The sequence below is a fragment of the Chloroflexota bacterium genome, from assembly GCA_018829775.1.
In the GTDB taxonomy this organism is placed as follows: Bacteria; Chloroflexota; Dehalococcoidia; order Dehalococcoidales; family RBG-16-60-22; genus E44-bin89.
In genome coordinates this window covers 1-21,691 of record JAHJTL010000035.1, presented here as the reverse complement: position 1 = coordinate 21,691, position 21,691 = coordinate 1, and the positions used below count along the sequence as shown (strand labels likewise).

Sequence of the window (21,691 nt, the reverse complement as noted above, 5' to 3'; positions counted from 1 at the left end):
CTGGTAGCGCCACCGACAACATGAGCCTGTTCCCACATCCTACGGCAGCTACCGTAACCGTCAAGGTAAATGACCCGGATGGGACTGCCTACACCGCCAGCGACAAGAACGGATATATCCTTTACCGGCACGATATCACTGCGGATAACGCCACCACAAACCTGGTCAACTATGTCGCTACCGAGATGTCCAATGGCACTTACTATGTTGATGCATCTGGAACGGTGACTCAGCAAACCACCGGGTATGAATAATTGCTGATATGTGATGGCGGTAGATGTGGGGCGGAAATGATTTAGGAGAGGCAGTTGAGGGGAGTGAGGTCAGAGAGAGAAGCCCTGTTAACAGGGCTTCTCTCTTTTTAAGCAATTCAAAACTTCCCGTGATTGGGTGTCAAAGAGTGATATTTTAAATCAACGATTCACAACTGGGATAGCTAATCCGCTATTCGCTGATTTGGGGTTCAAGCTTAATGGCACCCCCCCTGGTATACGGATAACCTTCCGGTGGGGGAATCGGTGTGCTAAATCGACCGCTTTCCTCCAGCGCCGTCAAGTAAGCTCTAAAGGAAAGGTAGTTCTCGGCCTGACATGAAATATTAATTTCCCCACCACCATGACTGATGGAACTGACTTTAGCGCCAACCTTCTCCGCTTCATTAATAATGACTTTTATATCTTCGTTGAAACTAACATCCCTGGTGACAATGCTGTTATACTCACTGATAGCCTTCTGTAAAGGCTCACGCTTCTGTATTTCCATCATTTTCAATTGAAGCTGGTTATCAAGGTAATTATTTTTCAGCTCTAAATTAGTTGTCTTTCTTATTTCCTCTTCAGAAATCTGCATTAGCGGAAATATCAGAGCAACTGCCGATACCAGAATACCAGCATAGAATAACTGGTTAGCTTTCGGGCGCCATGGTCGATAGGTCTGGGGAAGAAGATTTACATCGAGCGGGAAAAATCCGGCTCCACCATCGCTATTGAGTACGGGCATTTCCCTGCGCATGGCAAGCCCGATATTCACTGCGTACTGGGATATCGGAAAGAAAGCCGGACATTCCAGCGGCGGTGTTAGTTGTTCAACATTAAATCCCAGTCTGGTCTGCAGTTTTTCCATCAATTCCGGCTCAACAGACATCTGTCCAGTGATGTAAAGCGGATTGGTCATATCGAACGGCACATCAAGATGGTGACTGTTATAAAAATCAACCGTCATCTCAAGGTTTGCGGCCAGATATTCAATCGCATCTCCGATGTTCCTGCTATCCTGTCGCCAGGCCAGTGAATGCATGATTTTGAGAACGCCTTGGACCGCCATAATAATGTCGAAACTGGTAGGCTCAATATTAAGAATCAGAGCCTGCTCTTTATTAACGGCCCTTGCCAGCGCCATCGTCTTGAGCTCGACGACCTGGGGATTGAGACCCACGCTTTTCAGGGCTCTTACATTGTCATCCATGACGTCTCTGGGTACACCGAGGATGAATACCTGCTGCTCTCCCTCATTGGTACCCACCACCTGCCAGAAAACATAGAGACCTTCGGTGGGAACGGGCATTATTTCCTGGGCAAGCTCGTGAACCGATTCCTCAAGCGTTGGCGCTGGTGGCAGGTTGGACATGGGTATGAGACGGCTTATTGTGTACATACCACTTATGCTAACAATCACATTCTTTGCTTTGATTCCACTTGAATCCATCAGTTGCCTGACTTTAGCACCCAAGGTGGCCTTTCCGCCTTTAGCCATTTGCTCCATTTCTTCCGGTTCAAATGAGACATCAGCCCAACTTCTAACCATCCCACCACGCGTCTCCATGATCCGGATACCGGTCTGGTTGATGTCTAAGGTAACAATTTTGCCAGATACAAACCGCGGCAGCGCTCTCTTCAATATCTTTAAGAGCTTTCTGATTGCGGTGCCCAAGTCGAGAGACATGACACTTTGAGATTTAACTTCTTCTTTCTGTTCCGCCAAAATTAACCACCTCTTAATGCATAGCAGCCAGGCTTACTATCCTTTGGTCAGTTTGGAATACAGATCAATAGATAACTTGGCAACAGCCTCAAGGACAATCTCTTCGCTGCCAAAATACTCGGTTGACGCTTCCAAATCTGGTCCATCAAACTGCCGGACGGTGCCATCTGACTCACAGGTGTAATAATATTCAGTAATGGGTTTGTCAATGTATGTCATTGTCAGATAATCGGATGTATTATCGGCTGTAATTCGATCGTGCTCATAAAGTATATACCCATCTAATGGGGTCCCCGAGCCAGTATATCCCTTTTCTTCCGCTGTAGTGACAGCATCGGGAAAGGCGGCCATTTCATTCACCGCCAGCCTACCCTGGTAATTTACCGGGCTGGGAATCTCATCGAGATTGTTATCCGCTATCATATCAGCCACTGCCTCTATTACAGCGCGGAAATCGGCTCTTCGTGCCACCTCTTTCTCCTCAAGTGTCACTTGGGCCCAATCAAACTCCACCCTTTTGAGGATCATGGTTTCCAGCGAACTGCCGGTATCAAGATCGGATATAAAATTCATCACGGTATCAAAGTCACCCTGTGCCCTGATATCACCGAAAGGCAAAATTTGATAGGTGCCTCCAGCCAGTTTCTTATTTTGGGGTTTACCAGGTGCATTAATGCGTAACTTGCCACTTTCTGGATTGACATCAATACCGCTTTTTCTAGCGATATCAACAATTGCCTCCAGCGCCTGAGGTGTCTCCATCGGTTCCAGAGCTGTGTTCACAGCGTCGTATTTAGCCTGCAACTCTTCCATACTCGGTAGAGGCTTGTTTACTACCAACATAGTCTTCCTGATTTGCTCTTCAAGGTTCTTCAGTTTTGGCCCCTGTTGTAAATAGACAGTGCCGAGTCCAACGTAAATAATGATGCAGACTCCAACTATTACAGCAAAACCCATGCGACGTATTCTGGCTAGTAACTCCTGCATTTTACGCTACTCCACGTTCTGCCGTGCCTTTACACATATCCACCAACGAAGTACAGGCTAAACACCATGCCTGATTACTTCCACCTTTCGCGCAGTGCCCGCTGCACAGTTTCTTCAACCGTTTCTGCTATGGTCTTTCCGACCTTTTTCTCTCTTTTTTCTTTCTCCCCTGCCTCTTCTATCTCCCTTTCCAACCGGACAAGCTCTTCATCGTAGAAACTACGGTACAGTTGCTGACCACGTCTCCAGCCTGTTATCCAGACCATTATCAGGCCAAAGATGGCCACTGGCGCCACAATCCCAATGCCGATATCTTGAAATAACAGGATTATCACGATAATCAGTACGACAAAGAGAAATACGGCCACGTCAAGGTCCCACCTTGCGACTCTGGCTCTCTCTTTCGCCCTCCGAATAGCTTCCCGTTTCGTTTCTTCTCTTGCCGGCTCAGATGCCGTCTCTTGGCTCAATATGTTTCCCCTTTCGCCCGGCTAATGCGAACCACAGGCTTAAAGTTATTATACCCCCTTAATCAACTGCTACACTACAGTCATTCTATAAATGATTGGAAAAGCAACCTTGAGCTTTTTGCTTCAGTGAGTCCGGCGTTCCCACTTCTAGCACTGACAGCTTTTTGAAACTACACTGAGTCCATATTTCTGCCATCAGTGTAATGGGTGAATTGCCTTCTGTCAATTAGCCGAAGGCGCCGGTAATGGTGTACATCGGCATAAGAACAGATAGGGCAATGAAGCCGACCAGCAGGGCGATGCCAATGGTGCTGACGGGGCCTATCATGCCCACCATGGCGGCGGTTTTTTCTTCAGCCGCTGTTTCATAGAAATCAGCCACTACCCCCATGGTAAAGTCGAGGGTGTTAGTCTCTTCGCCCACAGCAACCATCTGCACGAGCAGCGGCGGAAACAGGCTGACATGGCTCATTGGTCCGGCTAATCCCTCGCCGAGAAGCAACCGCTCGTTAACCTGGTGCAGGGAATCACGGAAGAGCATATTGGTCGTCGACTGTGGAAGCAACTCCATCGTTTCTTGCAGTTTGAGGCCGGCACCGATCATCACAGAGAGCGTTCTGGCAAAGCGCCCCAATTCTGACATAAGAGCCGGTGGGCCGAGAATCGGCATGTTGAGCCGTAAACGATCTAACACCCGCTTTCCGGCAGGTTGTTTTGTCATCCAGAGAAATACGGCAAAAATTAATGCCCCACCAATGACAATATAAAGGGTGTAGTTTTGGAATATCTCAGTAATGGCGATGAGAATTCTGGTCGGTAAAGGCAGTTCCACATCCATCGCGGTAAACATACCCAGCAACTGGGGCATCACCACGGTGATTAACATAATGACCACGACAATGCCAACGCCGAGGACAATCATCGGGTAGGACAGCGCTTTTTTCACCCTCTGGGACATTGCCTGGTGCCGCTCCATGAAGTCAGCCATCTGATTAAGTGTCGTATTCAGATTACCCGTCTCTTCGCCAACGGCAATGGTGCGGCAGTAAATCTCGCTAAATGCCTTGGGATTTTTCTTCACTGCCTGTGAGAACGAACCTCCGGAACGAATATCATTCACGATGCTGGTCAGAACGCTTCTAAAAGCGCGGCTGCTGGCCACCTGCCCCTGCAGGATTTCCAGCGATGGCAGCAGTGAGATACCGGAGCGCAGCAATGTGGCCAGCTGGCGGGAGAAAACGATGATATCACGGGGCTTTAGCTTGAAGAAGGTGGGGAACGCTTCTTCCAGACTAAACATAGACGGCGCGATTTCAACATGCTCCGGGGTATATCCCTTGGCGATGATAAGGCGCTCGGCGGCAATCTCGCTGGGTGCCTTGATATTGCCCTTTACCAGATTACCCTGTCGGGTGGAAGCTGTATAGCGGAAGGTGATATCTTTCGCCCCTTCAGGTGTCTGAACCGTCCCCGCCATTGTCCCCCCTTAAGAAATTGAGAATACGTTACGCAGGACCTCACTGGGAGTAGTGATGCCCTCTTTAACCTTCACCATACCATCATGCCACAGAGAAACCATGCCTTCCTGTCGGGCTTGATGGCGCATTTCATCGGTATCGGCGCCTTTAACAATTATCCTGCGGATGGCCTCACTGGCCAGTAACACCTCAAAGATGCCGGTTCGTCCCAGATAGCCTGTGCCAGCACAGAAATTGCAGCCGGCACCGACAATGAATTCAGAGCGTTTTTCCCCCATTTCTTCTTCATAAGCTTCCCGCTCCTCCGGGATTACTTCGACCGGACGTGTACAGTACGGGCAGACGCGGCGCACCATTCTCTGGGCAACGACGCCTATCAACGCCGAGGAAATGAGGAAGGGCTCGATACCGAGGTCAATCATTCGGACGATGGTACTTACGGTATCATTGGCGTGAACCGAAGATAACACCAGGTGCCCGGTAAGGGCTGCCTGGGTGGATATCTGCGCCGTCTCCGCATCACGTATCTCACCGACCAGTATCACATCAGGGTCAAGCCGCATGGTGGCTCTAAGTCCGGTGGCAAAGGTGACGGCGGCCGCCGGATTAACCTGCATCTGATTGATATTGGAAAAATGGTATTCCACCGGGTCTTCAATGGTGATAATTTTGCGTCCGACGGAGTCAAGGGTGTTTACCGAGGCGTACTGCGTGGTTGTTTTACCGGAACCGGTCGGACCGCTTATAAGTATCATGCCAAAAGGCGTCTTCAGCATCTTCAGGTATCTTTCCAGCATCTCCGTCATGAAACCGATTTCCGGCAATGGCAGGAAGGCAAAGGTCTTGTCAAGTATTCTCATCACCGCCATTTCACCGTAAATCGTGTTGGAAGTGGCCACGCGGATATCCACCTCACGGTCACCCATATCAAAAGTTATCTGGCCATCCTGAGGGCGACGGCGCTCGGCGATGTTCAACCCGGCCATGATTTTCACACGAGAAAGCAGTGGTGCGTGCACGCTTAACGGCAGGCCCATCACTTCATTCAGAATGCCGTCAATCCGGTAGCGAACTCGTACCCTGTCTTCCTGCGGTTCGACATGCACATCGGAGGCTCGGTCCCGCACCGCCTGTTTTATCAGAAGGTCAATGGCGCGCACTACCGGCGCCTGCGCGATTGTTTCCGGCGAAACCCGGGCCTCTCTCAGTCCAGCACCGCCGCGATAACGGGTGGGAATCTGACTCAGCTGTTCCTCAAGCTCACCACCAATGCGGTAATTGAGGTCGATCATTTCCTGAATGTCCTGCGCCGTGCTGATCACCGGCTCAATGCTTTTCATGGTTATCGCGGCCAGGTCTTCAATCGCCTCAATGTCCTTGGGGTCCTCCATAGCGATTACAATGCCCCCGTCTTTTACCTCTACCGGTATCACGCCATATTTCCTGGCTACCGCTTCAGGGATCAGTTTCACTGCATCAACCTTGACGCCTTCTCTTCTCAGATTGATGAACGGTATTCCCAGCTGCAGGCTGGTAAAAAAGGCTAATTGTTGCTGCGTGACCATCCGCTGCTGAATCAGAATGTGTTCCAGCCTATCGCCCGTCTTCTTCTGCAGCTCCTGGACACGCTGTAATTGCTCGTCGTTGATGATATCAGCCTCTATCAGAATGTGGAGAATGTCTCTCTTTACGCTTTTTGCCGGTGCTTCCATTTCTCTTCCCCTCAGACTAGTCCGGAAGTGAAAAGCAAATCTTCTTCAACTCAGTGCTCGCCGTACTTATAGTGGGACGACTATTTATTCTTCAACGAAATGTTAATTCTCCGCACTACTCCCTTCACGTGACCGCTTCCTACGGGCTGCTCAGGCACAACATTCGCCTCAGGCAACTTGGAAGCGAGCACAGAAACCAAGGGAATTGGCTTATCCAGCGCTATGGTTATAGAGCTTCCCTTATTCCATGAACCTACGGTACGGACAAATTTTACTTCAGCCGTTGTCTGCAGGTAGTTATACAACTTGGATACCATTGTCGGTTCAACCGGTACTTCGACGATTAACTCGACCTCGCCGGTATACGGCGACTGGCTTTCCTCCTTGGTGGCCACTATTTCCAGTTCTTTCTTTTCTGCCTTTTCTTCCTTCTGAGCGGCTTTTTCAGGCTCCCTTTCTTCGGCCACAGGCTCCACAGCAGCAGGCTCTTTATCCTGCGGCACTGTTTCTTCCACCGCCTGTTCCGTTGTCTCATCCGGGAGTTGAACCGTCTCCGCTTCTTGCCGGGCTACCACCTCTTCCTGGGCCTGCGCTGGCTCTTCTATCTGCTCTTCGGCAACTTCTTCCACCGCAGAGATGATGTTTTCGGTGGTTTCCTCTTGAACCGGTGCCCCTCCTCCTCTTATCTTTTCCGCCTCCTTTTTGGCCTCAGCAATGACCTTCGCCGCCTCCTGCTGGGCTTCTTCTGCCGCCCGTATTTTCACACTATCAACAATCTGCTCAGCACTGCTAATCGCCGCCTTGAGAATGGAACGGACTGAAGTCGCAGCCGAAGCACTGCGCTGTTCCACAAGGTCGTCCACCAGACTGACCAGTTGCTCGCCATTTCCCTTATTCTCAAGGACCTCAGCCTCCTGGCTTTCTTCTAGTGGCCTGTTTTCTGTCTCTCTTGGTCCGCGCTTCCGTTTGAGCGATTCAAACATGCAGGACAATGCCTCCGTTATTCCCAGGCTATTTCCGTGCTGATTTACATAAATTATATTAGTTTGCCAGACGTCAAATGTCAAGTAAGTTCATGTGTAGGTCGCCTGGTAGCAATTGTCAGTGTTACCTTTATGAAATAATGATAGCATTTCCCGGCACAATCATTTTCATATTAATTGACCGAGGTTAAATTTGCATTAAAATCTCGTTACAGATGCGTTAAAATATGTTATTTGTTCGCATATAAATGCACCGCTGATACCGATATTGGTTAAGCAAATCCGCTGGTTCTCATTTGAAAAGTTAGTGCTTTTGAGTTATAAATATAAGAGTATTTTACCAGTGTGCTGGAAAGAAGGAGTTAGACTTGGCTAAGAAGAAACCGGAGAAACCGCAGCGCATTTTAACACCGCACCAGATATCGCACTGGGAGCAGCAGAAAAGGCGACAGCGCATAATCTTGATGACGGGCATTTTCGTCATCGCCCTGGTGCTAGCAGTTGTGGGTATTGGCTGGTATCTCGGCCAGTATAAACCGTTACGTGAGACGGTCATCAAGGTAAATGACGCCGAGTTCACCATGGATTATTATGTGGAAATGCTGAAACTTGAAGGCGCTTTTCATTCGGAGTCAGACCTGTCATTGGTTGCCGATACCGTATTGCAGAACATACAGCGTAGTGAACTCGTCAGACAGGGAGCCAAGAAACTGGAAATCAGCATCGCTGATGAAGAGGTCAAGAAGGTACTCAAAAACAATGACCTGCCTGACAAAGAGGTCTATCGTGACCTGGTCGGTTATCAGCTGTTAATCGAGCGTTTGCTGGACGTGCACTTTGGCCCCCAGGTGCCATTGAATACCGAGCAAAGGCAAGTCATGGCGATGATGCTGGAGAGCGAAGTGCAGGCTCTGGAGGTCAGGAGCAAACTGGTGAGTGGTGAGGACTTCGGCGAACTTGCGGAAGAACTGAGTCTGGAACTGTTTTCCAAAAATAAAGGGGGTGACCTTGGCTGGGTCCCCAGGGTTATTTTACAGGACGTGCTGCGGACGTCGATTGTCGATGATATTTTCAATCACGAAGTGGGAGACCTGAGCCAGCCGATATATGATGAGGAAGCGGAGAAAGGGGTCGGCTACTGGCTGGCAAAAGTCCTGGAACGAAACGAAGATGAAGATGAGACGCATATTCAGGTAATACTCTTGCGCAGTGAAGAGGAAGCGCAAAATATTAAAAAGCAACTGGAGGCAGGCGCTGATTGGGGGGAACTTGCCGTTGCGCATTCCCAGATAAAGGGAGTCGAGGAAAATCTCGGTGAGTATCAGGTATCAGCGGGCATGATGCAGCAACCAATTGATGAATTTGCCCATAGCCCGGATACAGAAATAGGCGTGATTAGCGAACCGCTCCGTGATGAGGACGTACTCACCAAGAGCGGTTACTGGCTGATAAAGGTACTTGACGAGGATACCAACCGGCGCATCGATACCGAATACAGGGACTATCTGAAAAGCAAAGCCCTGGATGAGTGGGTGGCTTCACTGATAGACGACGAGGACAATGAAATCGTAAACTACATTGACGAGGAGAAGAAATCCTGGGCGGTGGAACAGGCGACGAAAGGCTAGAACCAGTAGCGAGGTATGAGGTGGAATGAAAAATAGAAGTATTGGCATTGGTCTGCTGGGGCTGGGGATAATCGGTGGACAGGTAGCCAAGGTCCTGTCCGAGAAAGCTGATATGCTCGCTGAGCAGGCCGGCTGTTCTCTGGTCCTGCGCAAGATTAAGGTGCTGCCCGTCGACCTGGAGAAGCCACCGGCCAAAGAGTTGCCTGCCGACCTTCTGACCACAGACGCCGATGAATTTTTCAATGAAGCCGGAATCGATGTTATAGTTGAGGCAATCGGTGGTGAGGACCCGGCACGGGATTATCTCAAGCGAGCAATCGCCAGCGGTCGGTACGTGGTAACCTCAAATAAAGAAGTCATTGCCAAGCACGGCGCCGAACTGCAGGCTTTGGCCCAGCAGCACGCGGTCGGGCTGCGCTATGAAGCCAGCGTCGGCGGCGGCATTCCATTGATTACGCCGTTCAAGCACGACCTGGTGGCGAATGATATAACCGGTATTTACGCCATCATCAACGGAACGACCAATTACATTCTCACCCGGATGGCGCGTGAGGGCATCGACTTCCCTATCGCGCTGAAGAGCGCCCAGGAACTGGGCTATGCCGAGGTCAATCCCGTTAATGATATCGAGGGCATTGACGCCAATTACAAGCTGGCCATTATGGCCTCCCTGGCATTCCAGACCGTGGTCAAGCCGGAAGACATCTATCGGGAAGGTATTTCCCGTATTGGCAGTCAGGATTTCCGCTACGCCCGGGAACTGGGCCTGGCCATCAAGCTCCTCGCCATCGCCAAACGCACGGATAACTCGATTGAAGCCCGGGTACATCCGGTCCTCATCCCGGAGGACTCGCTTCTGGCCAAGGTCGACGGCGTCTACAACGGTATCCTGGTGGAAGGTGACCTCATCGGCAAGGTGCTGTTCTACGGGCAGGGTGCCGGCCCTCTGGCCACCAGCAGTGCCGTGGTCGCCGATATCGTGGCCTCGGCACAGGACATCACTTATAACGTGGGCAACCGGCTGAAGTGGAAACCGCAGTCAGGAAAACGGGTCAAGCCCATGGATAAGATTGAAACCCAGTACTACCTCCGGCTGAACTGTGCCGACCGCCCCGGTGTGCTGGCGCAGATTTCGAAGATACTGGGCGATAACATGATAAGCATCGCCTCGGCAATTCAGAAGGAAACCAACATTACTACCCAGACCGCTGAGATTGTTTTAACCACCCACCTGACACGGGAAGAAGCGATGCAGCGGGCCTTACACCAGATTGAACAGCTCGAGGTGGTGAAAGAAATAAGCAACTTCATCCGCGTGGAATATATATAAGTACAGCCGAAATCAGGTGTTCAGCTTATGGTAAAAACAGGCGTCCTCCATAAATACAAAGACCTTCTCCCGGTTACTCCTCAAACGCCGCTCTTTTCTCTGGGAGAGGGGGAGACCCCACTGGTCAAATGCGACCAGCTGGCGAAGGAAATCGGCTGCGGGGAACTGTACCTCAAGCTGGAAGGGTGCAATCCCACCGGTTCCTTCAAGGACCGGGGCATGGTCGTGGCCGTGGCCAAGGCGCTGGAAGCGAAAAGCCAGGCCATCATGTGCGCTTCCACGGGCAATACCAGTGCCTCGGCGGCCGCTTACGCTGCCTACTGCGGCCTGACAGCGATAATCGTCGTGCCCGAGGGTAAGATTGCGCTCGGCAAGCTGGCGCAGGCGATTATCTACGGCGCCAAAATACTGACTATCGACGGTAACTTCGACCAAGCGCTGCAGATTGTCCGCGCGCTTACCGAGAAGCACCCGGTCACCCTGGTGAACTCATTGAACCCGCACCGAATCGAAGGGCAGAAGACGGCTTCATTTGAAATCATTGATGTTCTTGGCGATGCCCCCGACTACCTGTTCATTCCGGTAGGCAATGCCGGTAATATCACGGCTTACTGGAAGGGTTTTAAAGAATACCATGAACTGGGTAAAGCGAGCAAAAAACCGGAAATGATGGGGTTTCAGGCAGAAGGTGCCGCGCCCATCGTACGTGGCCACCCGATTGACAAGCCGGAGACGGTGGCCACAGCGATACGTATCGGCAACCCGGCGAGCTGGCAGAAAGCGGCGGCGGCGCGTGACGAATCCGGCGGTCTCATTGACATGGTCAGCGACGCGGAAATCCTGGCGGCGCAAAAGCTCCTCGCCACCAGGGCCGGCGTCTTTGGTGAGCCGGCTTCGGCGGCTTCAGTGGCGGGACTGGTCAAGCTTTCCAATCAGGGGTGGGATTTCGCAAAGAAAAGGATTGCCTGCGTGATAACGGGCACCGGTCTGAAGGATACCGATATCGCCCTTAAAGACGCCCCACCCTTTCTCCAGTTACCGGCCGATGTCACGGAGGTGGAGAAGGCACTGGGCTGGGGATAACCGGGTTTCAGGAGGCGATGATGTTTGACGAAGCTAAAATTAGAAGCGCGATAAATGAAATAATCAAGGCAATTGGGGACGACCCGAAGCGGGAGGGACTGGTGGGTACGCCGGAACGCGTCGCCGAGATGTATGCCGAGCTATTCGGAGGTATGGGACAGGACCCGAGGGAGGAGCTGAAGGTCGGGTTTGAACTCGGTTACCGCGAGATGGTGATTCTGCGGGACATCCCGTTCTACTCAATGTGCGAGCACCATCTTCTGCCCTTCTACGGCGTTGCCCATATCGGCTATATCCCCAACGAAGAGGGACGAATCATCGGCATCAGTAAACTGGCCCGCGTGGTGGAGGTCGTCTCCAAGCGACCCCAGCTTCAGGAGAGAATGACCACCGAGATTGCCGATGCCATCATGGATGCCCTAAATCCGGATGGGGTGGCGGTGGTCATTCAGGCCGAGCACCTGTGCATGATAATGCGCGGCATCAAGAAACCGGGCAGCAACGTGATAACCTCGGCAATCAGGGGTATTTTCAAACGCAAGGCGGCCAGCAGGGCGGAATTCTTCGCCATAATCCAGGGGAAGTAAGGTCTATTTCACCTTAGATATCCAGATTGCGCACGCTCTTGGCGTGTGCCTGGATAAACGCCTTGCGCGGCGGGACCTCATTACCCATCAGCACATGGAAAATATGGTCTGCCTCGACGGCATCCTCCACGCTTACCGAAAGCAGGGTGCGGGTATCCGGGTTCATGGTGGTTTCCCACAGCTGCTCCGGGGTCATCTCACCGAGGCCCTTGTAGCGCTGTACCTCGATCTTTCTGGCGCCTTTCAGCTCCTTCATCTTCTCTTCTTTCTGCTGTTCCGAATAGACCCAGTGCTGGTTGCTTGCCGCTTTCAAACGGTATAGCGGCGGCTGGGCGATGTAGAGGTAGCCGTTGCTGAGGAGTCCGGGCATATGGCGGAAGAAGAAGGTGAGCAGCAGGGTGCGTATATGAGAGCCATCGACATCGGCATCGGTCATCAGGATAACGCGGTGGTATCGGAGCCTGGCAGCGTCAAAGTCATCGCCTATGCCCGCACCCAGGGCGGTGATGAGAATGCGGATTTCCTCACTGCCGAGCATTTTTTCCGGCGGTGCCTTTTCCACGTTTAAAATCTTGCCGCGCAGCGGCAGTATCGCCTGGAAACGACGGTTCCGGCCCTGTTTGGCCGAGCCGCCAGCAGAATCGCCCTCTACCAGATACAGCTCACAGTGGGCGGGGTCTTTCTCCGAGCAGTCCGCCAGCTTTCCGGGGAGTGTGCCAGTGTCAAGACTGCTCTTTCTGATGATTAAATCGCGGGCTTTACGGGCGGCTTCCCTTCCCTTGGCAGCGATTATGCACTTTTCAATAATTCTTCTTGCCTCGTCGGGGTGCTCTTCAAGGTAACCAGAAAGTCCCTCTCCGACTACGCTCTCCACCTGGCTTTTGACTTCAATGTTGCCCAGCTTGGCCTTGGTCTGGCCTTCGAACTGCGGCTCGTGGAGCTTGACGCTGATTATGGCGGTTAACCCTTCCCTTACATCCTCCCCGGTAAGGTTCGGCTCATCGTCCTTGACCAGCTTGTTCTTGTGGGCGTAATCGTTCAGCACCCGGGTCAGCGCCGAGCGGAAGCCGGTGAGGTGTGAGCCACCGTCAACAGTATTGACGCAGTTGGCAAAGCTGAAAACGGACTCGGCAAAGCCGTCATTGTACTGGAGCGCTACCTCGGCGATGGTGCTGTTTACTTCTTTAGCAATGTAAATCGGGCTGGCGTGACGGACCGTCCGGCCCCGGTTCAGATGGCGGACAAAACTGGTGATACCTCCTTCAAAGTAAAAGGTCTGCTCCTGGTCTCCTTGTTCGTCTTTGAAAGCGATTTCCAGGCCCTTGTTCAGGTAGGCCATCTCGCGAATACGCTCTCTGAGAATGTCAAAATCATATCTGGCCGAGCCGAAAATCTCCTCATCGGCGTAGAAGGTGATGGTGGTGCCGTTTTCACTGGCCTTGCCGATTTCCGTCACCGGTCCCTGCGGTATTCCCTGGCGGTACTCCTGCTGATACTCTTTGCCATCGCGCCGCACGTTACAGCAGACATAGGAAGAAAGGGCATTGACCACCGAAGCCCCCACGCCATGCAGACCGCCGGAAACCTGATAAGTGCGACCGCCGAACTTGGCCCCGGCGTGCAGTACGGTCATCACCGTCTCCAGTGCCGAAACTTTTGTAGAGCGATGGATATCCACGGGTATGCCGCGACCGTTGTCCTCCACGGTGACGCCGCCGTCTTCCCTGAGGGTGACCAGTACTTTATCGCAGCAGCCAGCCATGGCCTCATCGATGCTGTTATAGGTTATCTCGTAGACGAGGTGATGGAGCCCGCGCTGGTCTGTGCCGCCGATGTACATGCCGGGTCGGCGGCGCACCGCCTCCCTTCCCCCCAGAACCTGAATGTCCTCGGCGGTGTATTCGTTATTCTGGTTATTCTGTGTCTCAACCGATGCTGATTTCTTTCTGGCCATTCTTATCAAGTCTCCTCGAAGCGCGGAAAAGAAAAAAGCAAGCTCTTATTCACGTTCAGAGCCTGCTTTTATACGTAGAAATACCATGCACTTAAGCACACTTAAGTATAACATAAATTAGCTTCAAAGTAAAAGTGGGGGAATCAGCAAATTTTTTACCTGAAAAAGCCACAAATTATATTGAATTACTTATCGCGTTGTGTTATATTTATTCAGGACAAAAACCTTTAAGCTGGTCCGGTGAGGCTGGCAAGGAAAAGACAGAGAAGCATCTTAAACTTGGCCTCTTGCCAGCCCCGGCAAGGGGTTATTTTTATGGTCAAGAAAACCATCATGACCCGGGACGACATCCGGCGCACCCTGGCGCGCATCGCCCATGAAATCATCGAGCAGAACAGGTCCCTAGACCATCTGATACTGGTGGGGATGCGGACGCGGGGCGTGCCACTGGCCAAAAGACTGGCGGCCAATATCGAGAAGTTCGAAAATATGGATGTTCCGGTAGGTGCTCTCGACTTCAGTCTCTACCGCGATGACATTTCCCCGCTCGACAAGCAGCCCGTCGTCCAGCATACCGACATTCCGACGAATGTCGATGGCAAATCAATCGTGCTCGTTGATGACGTGCTATATACCGGGCGCAGCACACGGGCGGCAATGGACGCGCTCATCGACTTCGGCCGACCCCGGCAAATTCAACTGGCGGTGCTCATTGACCGCGGTCACCGCGAGATGCCCATCCGCCCCGACTATATCGGCAAGAATATACCGAGCGCCCGACACGAGGAAATACAGGTCCACCTGATAGAGACCGATGGAGTGGACGAAGTGGCCATTGTCAGCCACGAGTCAGACGCAAGTGAAAATTCTTTGCACCCGGTGAATACCGGGAAAAGGAGCGGCCATGACGCTGTTAAATAGAAGCCTGGTTACTATCGATGACTTTTCCTTGGAGGAAATCGAAGCGCTCTTCAGCCTAGCGGAGGAGATGTCCGGGGCTATGGGCGAGCAGCACGGGCTGTGCCGGGGCAAGATTATGGCCAGCCTCTTCTTTGAGCCGAGTACCCGGACGCGGCTCTCCTTCGAGACGGCGATGCACCGCCTCGGGGGGGACGTCATCACCGCCGCCGACGTGGGAGCCACTTCTCTGGCCAAAGGCGAGAGCATCGCCGATATGGCCAAAGTGGTCGGCAGCTACGTTGACATGATTGTCATCCGCCACCCCTGGGAAGGGGCGGCGAAGGTGGTGGCCGATTACGCCGGTGTGCCGGTTATCAATGCCGGTGACGGCGGCCATCAACACCCCACCCAGACACTGCTCGACCTGTACACCATAAAGAAGGAAAAGAAGACCTTAAAGGGGTTGAAAATCGGGCTGTGGGGCGACCTCAAGTACGGCCGGACGATACATTCCCTCATTTTCGCCCTCGCCAAGTTCGGGGCGAATATCCTCTTCTACCCCACTCCCGGCCTGAAAGTACCCGAGCATGTACTCGAAAAGCTCACCACCGAATATGGCGGCGAACTGGAGAAGTACGGTCTGGACCAGGCAACGAAAGAAAAGTTGTTCCCTCTTGATGCCATCTATCTGACGCCAAGCAGCCCGCACCAGCTGGCCATGATGCCCGACGTGAATATTCAGGTGGAGTTGAAGCGGGGGATAGATGCCCTGTACGTCACGCGGCCTCAGAAGGAACGGTTTACCGCCACCGAAAAAGGCAAAGAACTGAGAGACAAATATCCCGTTGTTGATAAGAAACTGCTCAGGAGCAAAGAGTTCCGCAAAACGCTGGTGATGCACCCGTTGCCCCGCGTTGATGAACTGGCAATGGAGCTTGATGCCGACCCGAGGAGCATGTACTTCAAGCAGGCGGCGGGTGGGGTACCGGTGAGGATGGCGCTTATCTCCCTGCTGCTGGGTGCCAAAGATGTAACCATTCCGCAGGAAGAAGCACCGCCCATGGAATATCCCGTTTACCGGCGCGATTTCGGCCCCAGTTGCTCGAACCCGCGCTGTGTCTCGGTGCAGGAGACGGAATTAAAATACCTCCGGCCCGAATACAAAATCGTCAATCGCAAACCGCTCACCCTGCGCTGCATCTACTGTGAACACGGTTTCGAACCGGAATACGTCGCCAGTTCCGACTGGCACGAGGGCAAAACGGCGACCAAGAAGTACCACGGTGCGGCCAGCCACTGGGCAAGGAAGATAAGACCCGAGAACCTGATTGCCTTCCGTTCGACCGGAGACGCTGAGACCCTCGGTTTCAAGCCGAGCCGATACGTGAAAGTAAGACGAAACAGAAAGAGCACTAAAAATGAAACCACTGCTGATTAAAGATGGACGTATTATCGACCCCCGTCAGGGCATAGACGAGCGGGGCAGCCTGCTGCTCAGCGAGGGAAAAATCGCCTGGCAGGGAGTAACTCCTCCCCAGCCCGATTATGACATCCTGTATGCGGAAGGGATGGTGGTCTGCCCGGGATTCGTTGACCTGCACTGTCACCTCAGACAGCCCGGCTTTGAGGATAAGGAGACAATCGCCACCGGTACCCGGGCGGCGGCGAGGGGAGGTTTCACCACTGTCTGCTGCATGCCGAATACAAATCCGCCGCTGGACAGCCCGGAAACAGTTGAGTATGTAAAGACGGAAGCGGAGAAATCGGGCGTAATCCGGGTACTATCCATCGGCTGCGTCACCAGGGGCAGGAACGGCGAGGAACTCGCGGACATGGCGGAACTGGCCCGGGCAGGAGTAATCGGCTTCAGCGACGACGGCAGCCCGGTGAAAAATCCAGAGATAATGCGCCAGGCGCTGGAGAAAAGTCGTGAGCTCGGACTGCCGGTCATCGACCACTGCGAGGAGCCATCTTTAATTGAGGGCGGGCAGATGAATGAGGGGGCGCTTGCCGAGCGACTCGGCCTGCGCGGTATCCCGCCGGCTTCCGAGGAAATCATGGTGTCGCGGGATATCATGCTCGCGAGAATGACCGGGGGACACGTGCACATCGCCCACGTCAGCACCGCGGGCGCGCTGGCACTCATTCGAGACGCTAAAAGGCAGGGGATAAAGGTAACCGTTGAGGTAACGCCCCACCACCTCACCCTCACCGAGGAGGAGTGCAACGGCTACAATACCAACGCCAAGGTAAGCCCGCCGCTGCGCACAAGACGGGACAACCAGTCGCTGATAAGAGGGCTGAAAGATAACGTTATCGATATCATTGCCACCGACCACGCCCCGCACGCCCGTTCCGACAAGGAGTGCGATTTCACAGAGGCGGCCTGCGGCATCAGCAATTTTGAAACGGCGCTGGGCAGCCTGCTACAGCCGATCCACAGCGGGCAGATAACACTGTCAGACCTCATCGCCAGGCTTACCTGTGAGCCGGCCAGATTGTTGAAAGACGACCTGCTCGGGACGCTGAAAATCGGCGCGCCGGCGGACGTCACCATCTTTGACCCGTATAAAGAGTGGACGGTTGACCCGACGGTGTTTGCCTCAAAGGGAAAGAACACGCCGCTGGCCGGCCGTGTCCTCAAAGGTAAGACTATGGCCACCATCTTCGGCGGAAAGCTTGTATATAAAGACGACGCGGTCACCGCAATAATTGAGGCGACAGGCTAAATGAACAGGAAAACCTTGCTGGTTCTGGCCGACGGCTCGGTATATGAGGGGTTATGTTTCGGCGCCGAGGTCGATGCCTACGGCGAGGTGGTCTTCAACACCGGCATGATAGGCTACCAGGAGATGCTGACCGACCCCTCCTACGCCGGGCAGATAGTGGTGCCAACGTATCCGCTCATCGGCAACTACGGCACCAATGAACAGGACGTTGAATCCGATAAAATCCAGGTCAGGGGTTTCGTGGTCAGGGAGGAGTGCACGCAGCCCAACCACTACCGCAACCGCCAGACCATTCATGATTATTTGCTGGAAAGCAATATCCCCGGCCTCCACGGCGTTGATACGCGGTCGCTCACCCGCAAGCTGCGCTCTTACGGGGTGATGATGGGCTACCTCACCAGCGAGAAGTCGCCGGAGGAAGCTCTGGCCGAACTGAAGAAGCTGCCCGACTACGGCAGCATCGACTTTGTACAGCAGGTCTCGACTTCCCACCCCTACCCCTGGGAGTCAACGCCTGATGATAATAATATGCCCCACATCGTCGTCCTCGATTGCGGGCTGAAGTACAACATCTTGAGGCTGCTGCGCCAGCAGGGCTGTCGCGTTACCGCCGTGCCCTGCACCACCTCAGCCGATGATATTTTGAACTTGAAACCCGACGGAATTTTGTTATCCCCCGGCCCCGGCGACCCCGAGCTTTTGGATTACATCGTTGAGACAGTGAAGGGATTAACAGGTAAAAAGCCGATGATGGGCATCTGCCTGGGGAACCAGCTCATTGCCCGCGCCTTCGGCGGGAAGAATTTTAAGCTGAAGTTCGGCCACCGCGGCGGCAACCACCCCGTCAGAGATTTGAAAACGGGGAGGATACATATCACCGCCCAGAACCACGGCTACGCCGTTGACCCGGACACTTTGAAAGACGGCCTTGAGGTCACCCATGTTAACTTAAACGACGGCACGGTGGAGGGCCTGAGGCATAAGGAACTGCCCATCTTCTGCATCCAGTACCATAGTGAGGCCTCCCCCGGCCCCCTGGACAACACCTACCTCTTTGAGGATTTTATGAAGATGGTGAAGGGTGATAAATGAAAATGGGGTTTTTAAATGGGCTTCGTCCCCATCTGGCAGTGACCCCATCCCCTGTATCCCCTTCCCCTGGGAGGGGAAGGGGAGGAAAAATAGAAAGAGGGGCTGCACCCCTCTTAAACACCCCGCTTGAGGGCGAGGTTATTGTTTACTCCCGCTGGGGGGCGGAATATAAAGGAGGGTCGACAAACCAAATAGAGGGTGCAGGAAAAGGGTACAAACACAGTTTACCCCTTTGTAAAGGGGATTGAGGGGGGATTTTATGTTACCCTACAACGGGAACCTGAAACAGTATTCAAGGCAACTAAGAGAGAATATGACCGATGCTGAAAGGCGACTCTGGTCAAAGATAAGGATGAAACAACTAAAGGGATACCAGTTCTACAGGCAGAAACCCATTGGTGATTACATAGTCGACTTCTTTTGTCCTATGGCAAAGCTGGTTATCGAAATCGACGGTAGCCACCACCTCGTTGGTGAGACGATTGAGTATGACAGGATAAGGGATGATTACTTGAGTAGTCTTGGTCTGAGAGTGCTGAGGTTTACTAACACCGATGTGCTGACAGATATCGAGACTGTCGTTGATAGCATAAGAGGGGAAATCCCCCTTAGTCCCCCTTTTTCAAAGGGGGAGACGGCAGCTTCTCCCTTTGCGAAGGGGGAGACGGCAACTTCTCCCTTTGGTAAAGGGAGAGCGAGAGGGATTTCAATGGGGATTAAGGGGGTGAGGTAGAAAAGATGAGTTTATACAACGAATCGTTCAACAATATGCGAAGACTTTTTCAGCCAAGTCAGATACATCAAAATAGCTCTCTAAACAACTTATTCAACCCAGACTCCTATTATGACATTCTTCGAAAAGATATAGACTCATGCTGCGAAATAGCTATTAGATATAACTTGGTAACTGATGCGGAAAAAGGGCTATTGCAAGGTGGAAGAAGTATTCATCAAGATAGCACTCTTTATGAGCTTAGAATTGCGAGGCTTTTTGAAAGATATTTTGGAAAGGGATGCCTTAAGTGGGATCCGCCAAGCCAAACAGGTAGAACAGGTGAGTTTCTACTGAATATCGATAAGCAAGATAACACGCAATGCAGTATATTTACAGAAGTAAAGACAATAGAGATACAAAGGTATACGGAATATGGTATCCTCCGCTCAAACGAAAATAGTATAGAGAACGCGCTTAGAAAGGCTTATGAAAAGATTCGGGAAGGCATAGACATACCCTTCTTGGTCGTACTTTGTCATAATCACTATGAAATTGAAATTAGTGACTTTCAAATTATTAAAGCTTGTTTCGGTTTAATAGCCTATCAAGACGGAATGCCAGAAGTGATTTCCCGCGGTTTTTGTTCCCCAGACATTCATCGTAAGCTAAGTGCAATAGGTGTTTACTACTACAATTTTAGTATAGATTTGCTGGAATTATTTGAGATATACCATAACGAGAATGCAAATTTACCAATAGATAATCGCATTTTTGAAAACAAGGCTGATAAGCAATTTTATTTGTCTGAATGGAGTGGAAAATTTAACTAATGTCAAAACCCTCTAAAGTCTTAATCATCGGGTCGGGGCCCATCATCATCGGGCAGGCGGCGGAGTTTGACTACGCCGGGACGCAGGCCTGCAAGGCCATGCGCGAGGAGGGCGTCGTCTCCGTGCTGGTCAACTCCAATCCCGCCACCATCATGACCGACGAGGACATCGCCGACGTCGTCTACATCGAGCCGCTCACCGTGGAGGTTGTATCCCGCATCATCGACCGCGAGCGACCCGACGGCCTGCTGCCAACGCTCGGCGGGCAGACCGGCCTGAATTTAGCCGTCGACCTGGCCGACGCCGGCGTGCTGGACAAATACAATGTAAAATCCCTCGGTACGCCCATCCAGACTATCCGCAACGCCGAGGACAGGGAGCTTTTCAAGCAGCTGCTGCTCAACATCGGCCAGCCGGTGCCGCACAGCGCCACGGTGAACACGCTTGAGGAGGCGCGGCAGGCTGCCAGAGAAATCGGCCTGCCCGTGGTCATCCGCCCCGCCTACACCCTCGGGGGGACGGGGGGAGGCTTCGCCCACAACAGGAAAGAACTGGAAAGGATTGTCACCGGCGGGCTGGCCGCCAGCCCCATCCACCAGGTTTTGATTGAGCAATCGGTGGCCGGCTGGAAGGAAATCGAGTACGAGGTGATGCGCGACGCCGCCGACAACTGCATCACCGTCTGCAACATGGAGAACCTGGACCCCATGGGCGTCCACACCGGCGACAGCATCGTGGTCGCCCCCAGCCAGACGCTGACCAACAAGGAATACCAGATGCTGCGCACCGCCAGCCTGGAGATAATCCGGGCGCTGGGGGTGGAGGGGGGCTGCAACGTCCAGTTCGCCCTCGACCCGCAGAGCCAGCAGTACTACGTCATCGAGGTTAACCCCCGCGTCAGCCGCTCATCTGCCCTGGCCAGCAAGGCCACCGGCTACCCCATCGCCCGCGTCGCCGCCAAGATTGCCGTGGGCAAGAGGCTCGACGAGATACCCAACGCCGTCACCGGCAAGACAATGGCCTCCTTCGAGCCGGCGCTCGACTACGTGGTGGTCAAGATACCGCGCTGGCCGTTCGATAAATTCGCCACCGGAGACAGGGTTATCGGCACCCAGATGAAAGCCACCGGCGAGGTCATGGCCATCGACCGCACCTTCGAGGCGGCTTTGCAGAAGGCGGTGCGCTCTCTAGAGTTCGGCAAAAGGTCGCTGCTCTGGGAAGACCCCACCTGGG

General features: G+C 52.9%; 19 protein-coding genes. 12 read left to right on the top strand and 7 right to left on the bottom strand.

Annotated features, from left to right (window positions below):
* Nucleotides 1–254, top strand: a 254-nt coding sequence (locus KKD83_03790) for a hypothetical protein (GenBank protein MBU2535275.1), incomplete at its 5' end; no start/stop codon positions are given.
* Between the two features lie 190 nt (nt 255–444).
* Here KKD83_03790 and pilM read toward each other — a convergent pair.
* The 6 genes from pilM to KKD83_03760 all read right to left on the bottom strand — a co-directional run bounded on the left by pilM (nt 445) and on the right by KKD83_03760 (nt 7,610).
* Nucleotides 445–1,980 (bottom strand): pilus assembly protein PilM, encoded by a 1,536-nt coding sequence (gene pilM, locus KKD83_03785; protein MBU2535274.1) that lies wholly within the window; start codon nt 1,978–1,980, stop codon nt 445–447.
* Nucleotides 1,981–2,016: 36 nt separating this feature from the next.
* Nucleotides 2,017–2,967: a hypothetical protein gene (locus KKD83_03780; GenBank protein MBU2535273.1), complete on the bottom strand. Its 951-nt coding sequence runs from the start codon at nt 2,965–2,967 to the stop codon at nt 2,017–2,019.
* Nucleotides 2,968–3,041: 74 nt separating this feature from the next.
* On the bottom strand, nt 3,042–3,437 hold the full coding sequence (locus tag KKD83_03775; protein ID MBU2535272.1) for a hypothetical protein: 396 nt from the start codon (nt 3,435–3,437) through the stop codon (nt 3,042–3,044).
* A gap of 226 nt (nt 3,438–3,663) precedes the next feature.
* Nucleotides 3,664–4,914, bottom strand: coding sequence for a type II secretion system F family protein (locus KKD83_03770; GenBank protein MBU2535271.1), 1,251 nt, complete (start codon nt 4,912–4,914; stop codon nt 3,664–3,666).
* A gap of 9 nt (nt 4,915–4,923) precedes the next feature.
* Nucleotides 4,924–6,627, bottom strand: coding sequence for a Flp pilus assembly complex ATPase component TadA (gene tadA, locus KKD83_03765; protein MBU2535270.1), 1,704 nt, complete (start codon nt 6,625–6,627; stop codon nt 4,924–4,926).
* 80 nt (nt 6,628–6,707) lie between these two features.
* A complete protein-coding gene (locus KKD83_03760) occupies nt 6,708–7,610 on the bottom strand; it encodes a hypothetical protein (GenBank protein ID MBU2535269.1) in 903 nt (300 codons plus the stop codon).
* A 368-nt stretch (nt 7,611–7,978) separates the two neighbouring features.
* On the opposite strand from KKD83_03760, the gene KKD83_03755 reads away from it, so the two are divergent.
* The 4 genes from KKD83_03755 to folE are packed head-to-tail and all read left to right on the top strand — an operon-like array spanning nt 7,979 to nt 12,238.
* A complete protein-coding gene (locus tag KKD83_03755) occupies nt 7,979–9,238 on the top strand; it encodes a peptidylprolyl isomerase (GenBank protein ID MBU2535268.1) in 1,260 nt (419 codons plus the stop codon).
* Nucleotides 9,239–9,263: 25 nt separating this feature from the next.
* Nucleotides 9,264–10,568, top strand: coding sequence for a homoserine dehydrogenase (locus KKD83_03750; protein MBU2535267.1), 1,305 nt, complete (start codon nt 9,264–9,266; stop codon nt 10,566–10,568).
* Between the two features lie 27 nt (nt 10,569–10,595).
* Nucleotides 10,596–11,651, top strand: a complete 1,056-nt coding sequence (locus KKD83_03745; protein MBU2535266.1) for a threonine synthase — start codon at nt 10,596–10,598, stop codon at nt 11,649–11,651.
* 20 nt (nt 11,652–11,671) lie between these two features.
* Nucleotides 11,672–12,238 (top strand): GTP cyclohydrolase I FolE, encoded by a 567-nt coding sequence (gene folE / locus KKD83_03740; protein MBU2535265.1) that lies wholly within the window; start codon nt 11,672–11,674, stop codon nt 12,236–12,238.
* Between the two features lie 13 nt (nt 12,239–12,251).
* Here folE and gyrB read toward each other — a convergent pair whose 3' ends face one another.
* Nucleotides 12,252–14,192: a DNA topoisomerase (ATP-hydrolyzing) subunit B gene (gyrB, locus tag KKD83_03735; GenBank protein MBU2535264.1), complete on the bottom strand. Its 1,941-nt coding sequence runs from the start codon at nt 14,190–14,192 to the stop codon at nt 12,252–12,254.
* Nucleotides 14,193–14,507: 315 nt separating this feature from the next.
* On the opposite strand from gyrB, the gene pyrR reads away from it, so the two are divergent.
* From pyrR to carB, 7 genes are all read left to right on the top strand, one after another.
* A complete protein-coding gene (gene pyrR / locus KKD83_03730; protein ID MBU2535263.1) occupies nt 14,508–15,113 on the top strand; it encodes a bifunctional pyr operon transcriptional regulator/uracil phosphoribosyltransferase PyrR in 606 nt (201 codons plus the stop codon).
* Entirely contained in the window at nt 15,097–16,530 is a 1,434-nt protein-coding gene (pyrB, locus tag KKD83_03725) for an aspartate carbamoyltransferase (protein ID MBU2535262.1), read from the top strand. The genes pyrR and pyrB overlap by 17 nt, the downstream gene beginning before the upstream one ends.
* Nucleotides 16,511–17,821, top strand: a complete 1,311-nt coding sequence (locus KKD83_03720; GenBank protein MBU2535261.1) for a dihydroorotase — start codon at nt 16,511–16,513, stop codon at nt 17,819–17,821. The genes pyrB and KKD83_03720 overlap by 20 nt, the downstream gene beginning before the upstream one ends.
* The gene (carA, locus tag KKD83_03715) at nt 17,822–18,913 is read left to right on the top strand and encodes a glutamine-hydrolyzing carbamoyl-phosphate synthase small subunit (protein ID MBU2535260.1); all 1,092 of its coding nucleotides are present in this window, start codon (nt 17,822–17,824) and stop codon (nt 18,911–18,913) included.
* Between the two features lie 259 nt (nt 18,914–19,172).
* Nucleotides 19,173–19,646: an endonuclease domain-containing protein gene (locus KKD83_03710; GenBank protein ID MBU2535259.1), complete on the top strand. Its 474-nt coding sequence runs from the start codon at nt 19,173–19,175 to the stop codon at nt 19,644–19,646.
* A gap of 5 nt (nt 19,647–19,651) precedes the next feature.
* On the top strand, nt 19,652–20,458 hold the full coding sequence (locus KKD83_03705) for a hypothetical protein (GenBank protein MBU2535258.1): 807 nt from the start codon (nt 19,652–19,654) through the stop codon (nt 20,456–20,458).
* Nucleotides 20,458–21,691 (top strand): carbamoyl-phosphate synthase large subunit (gene carB, locus KKD83_03700; protein MBU2535257.1); only part of this gene is annotated, 1,234 nt, incomplete at its 3' end. The genes KKD83_03705 and carB, both read left to right, overlap by 1 nt.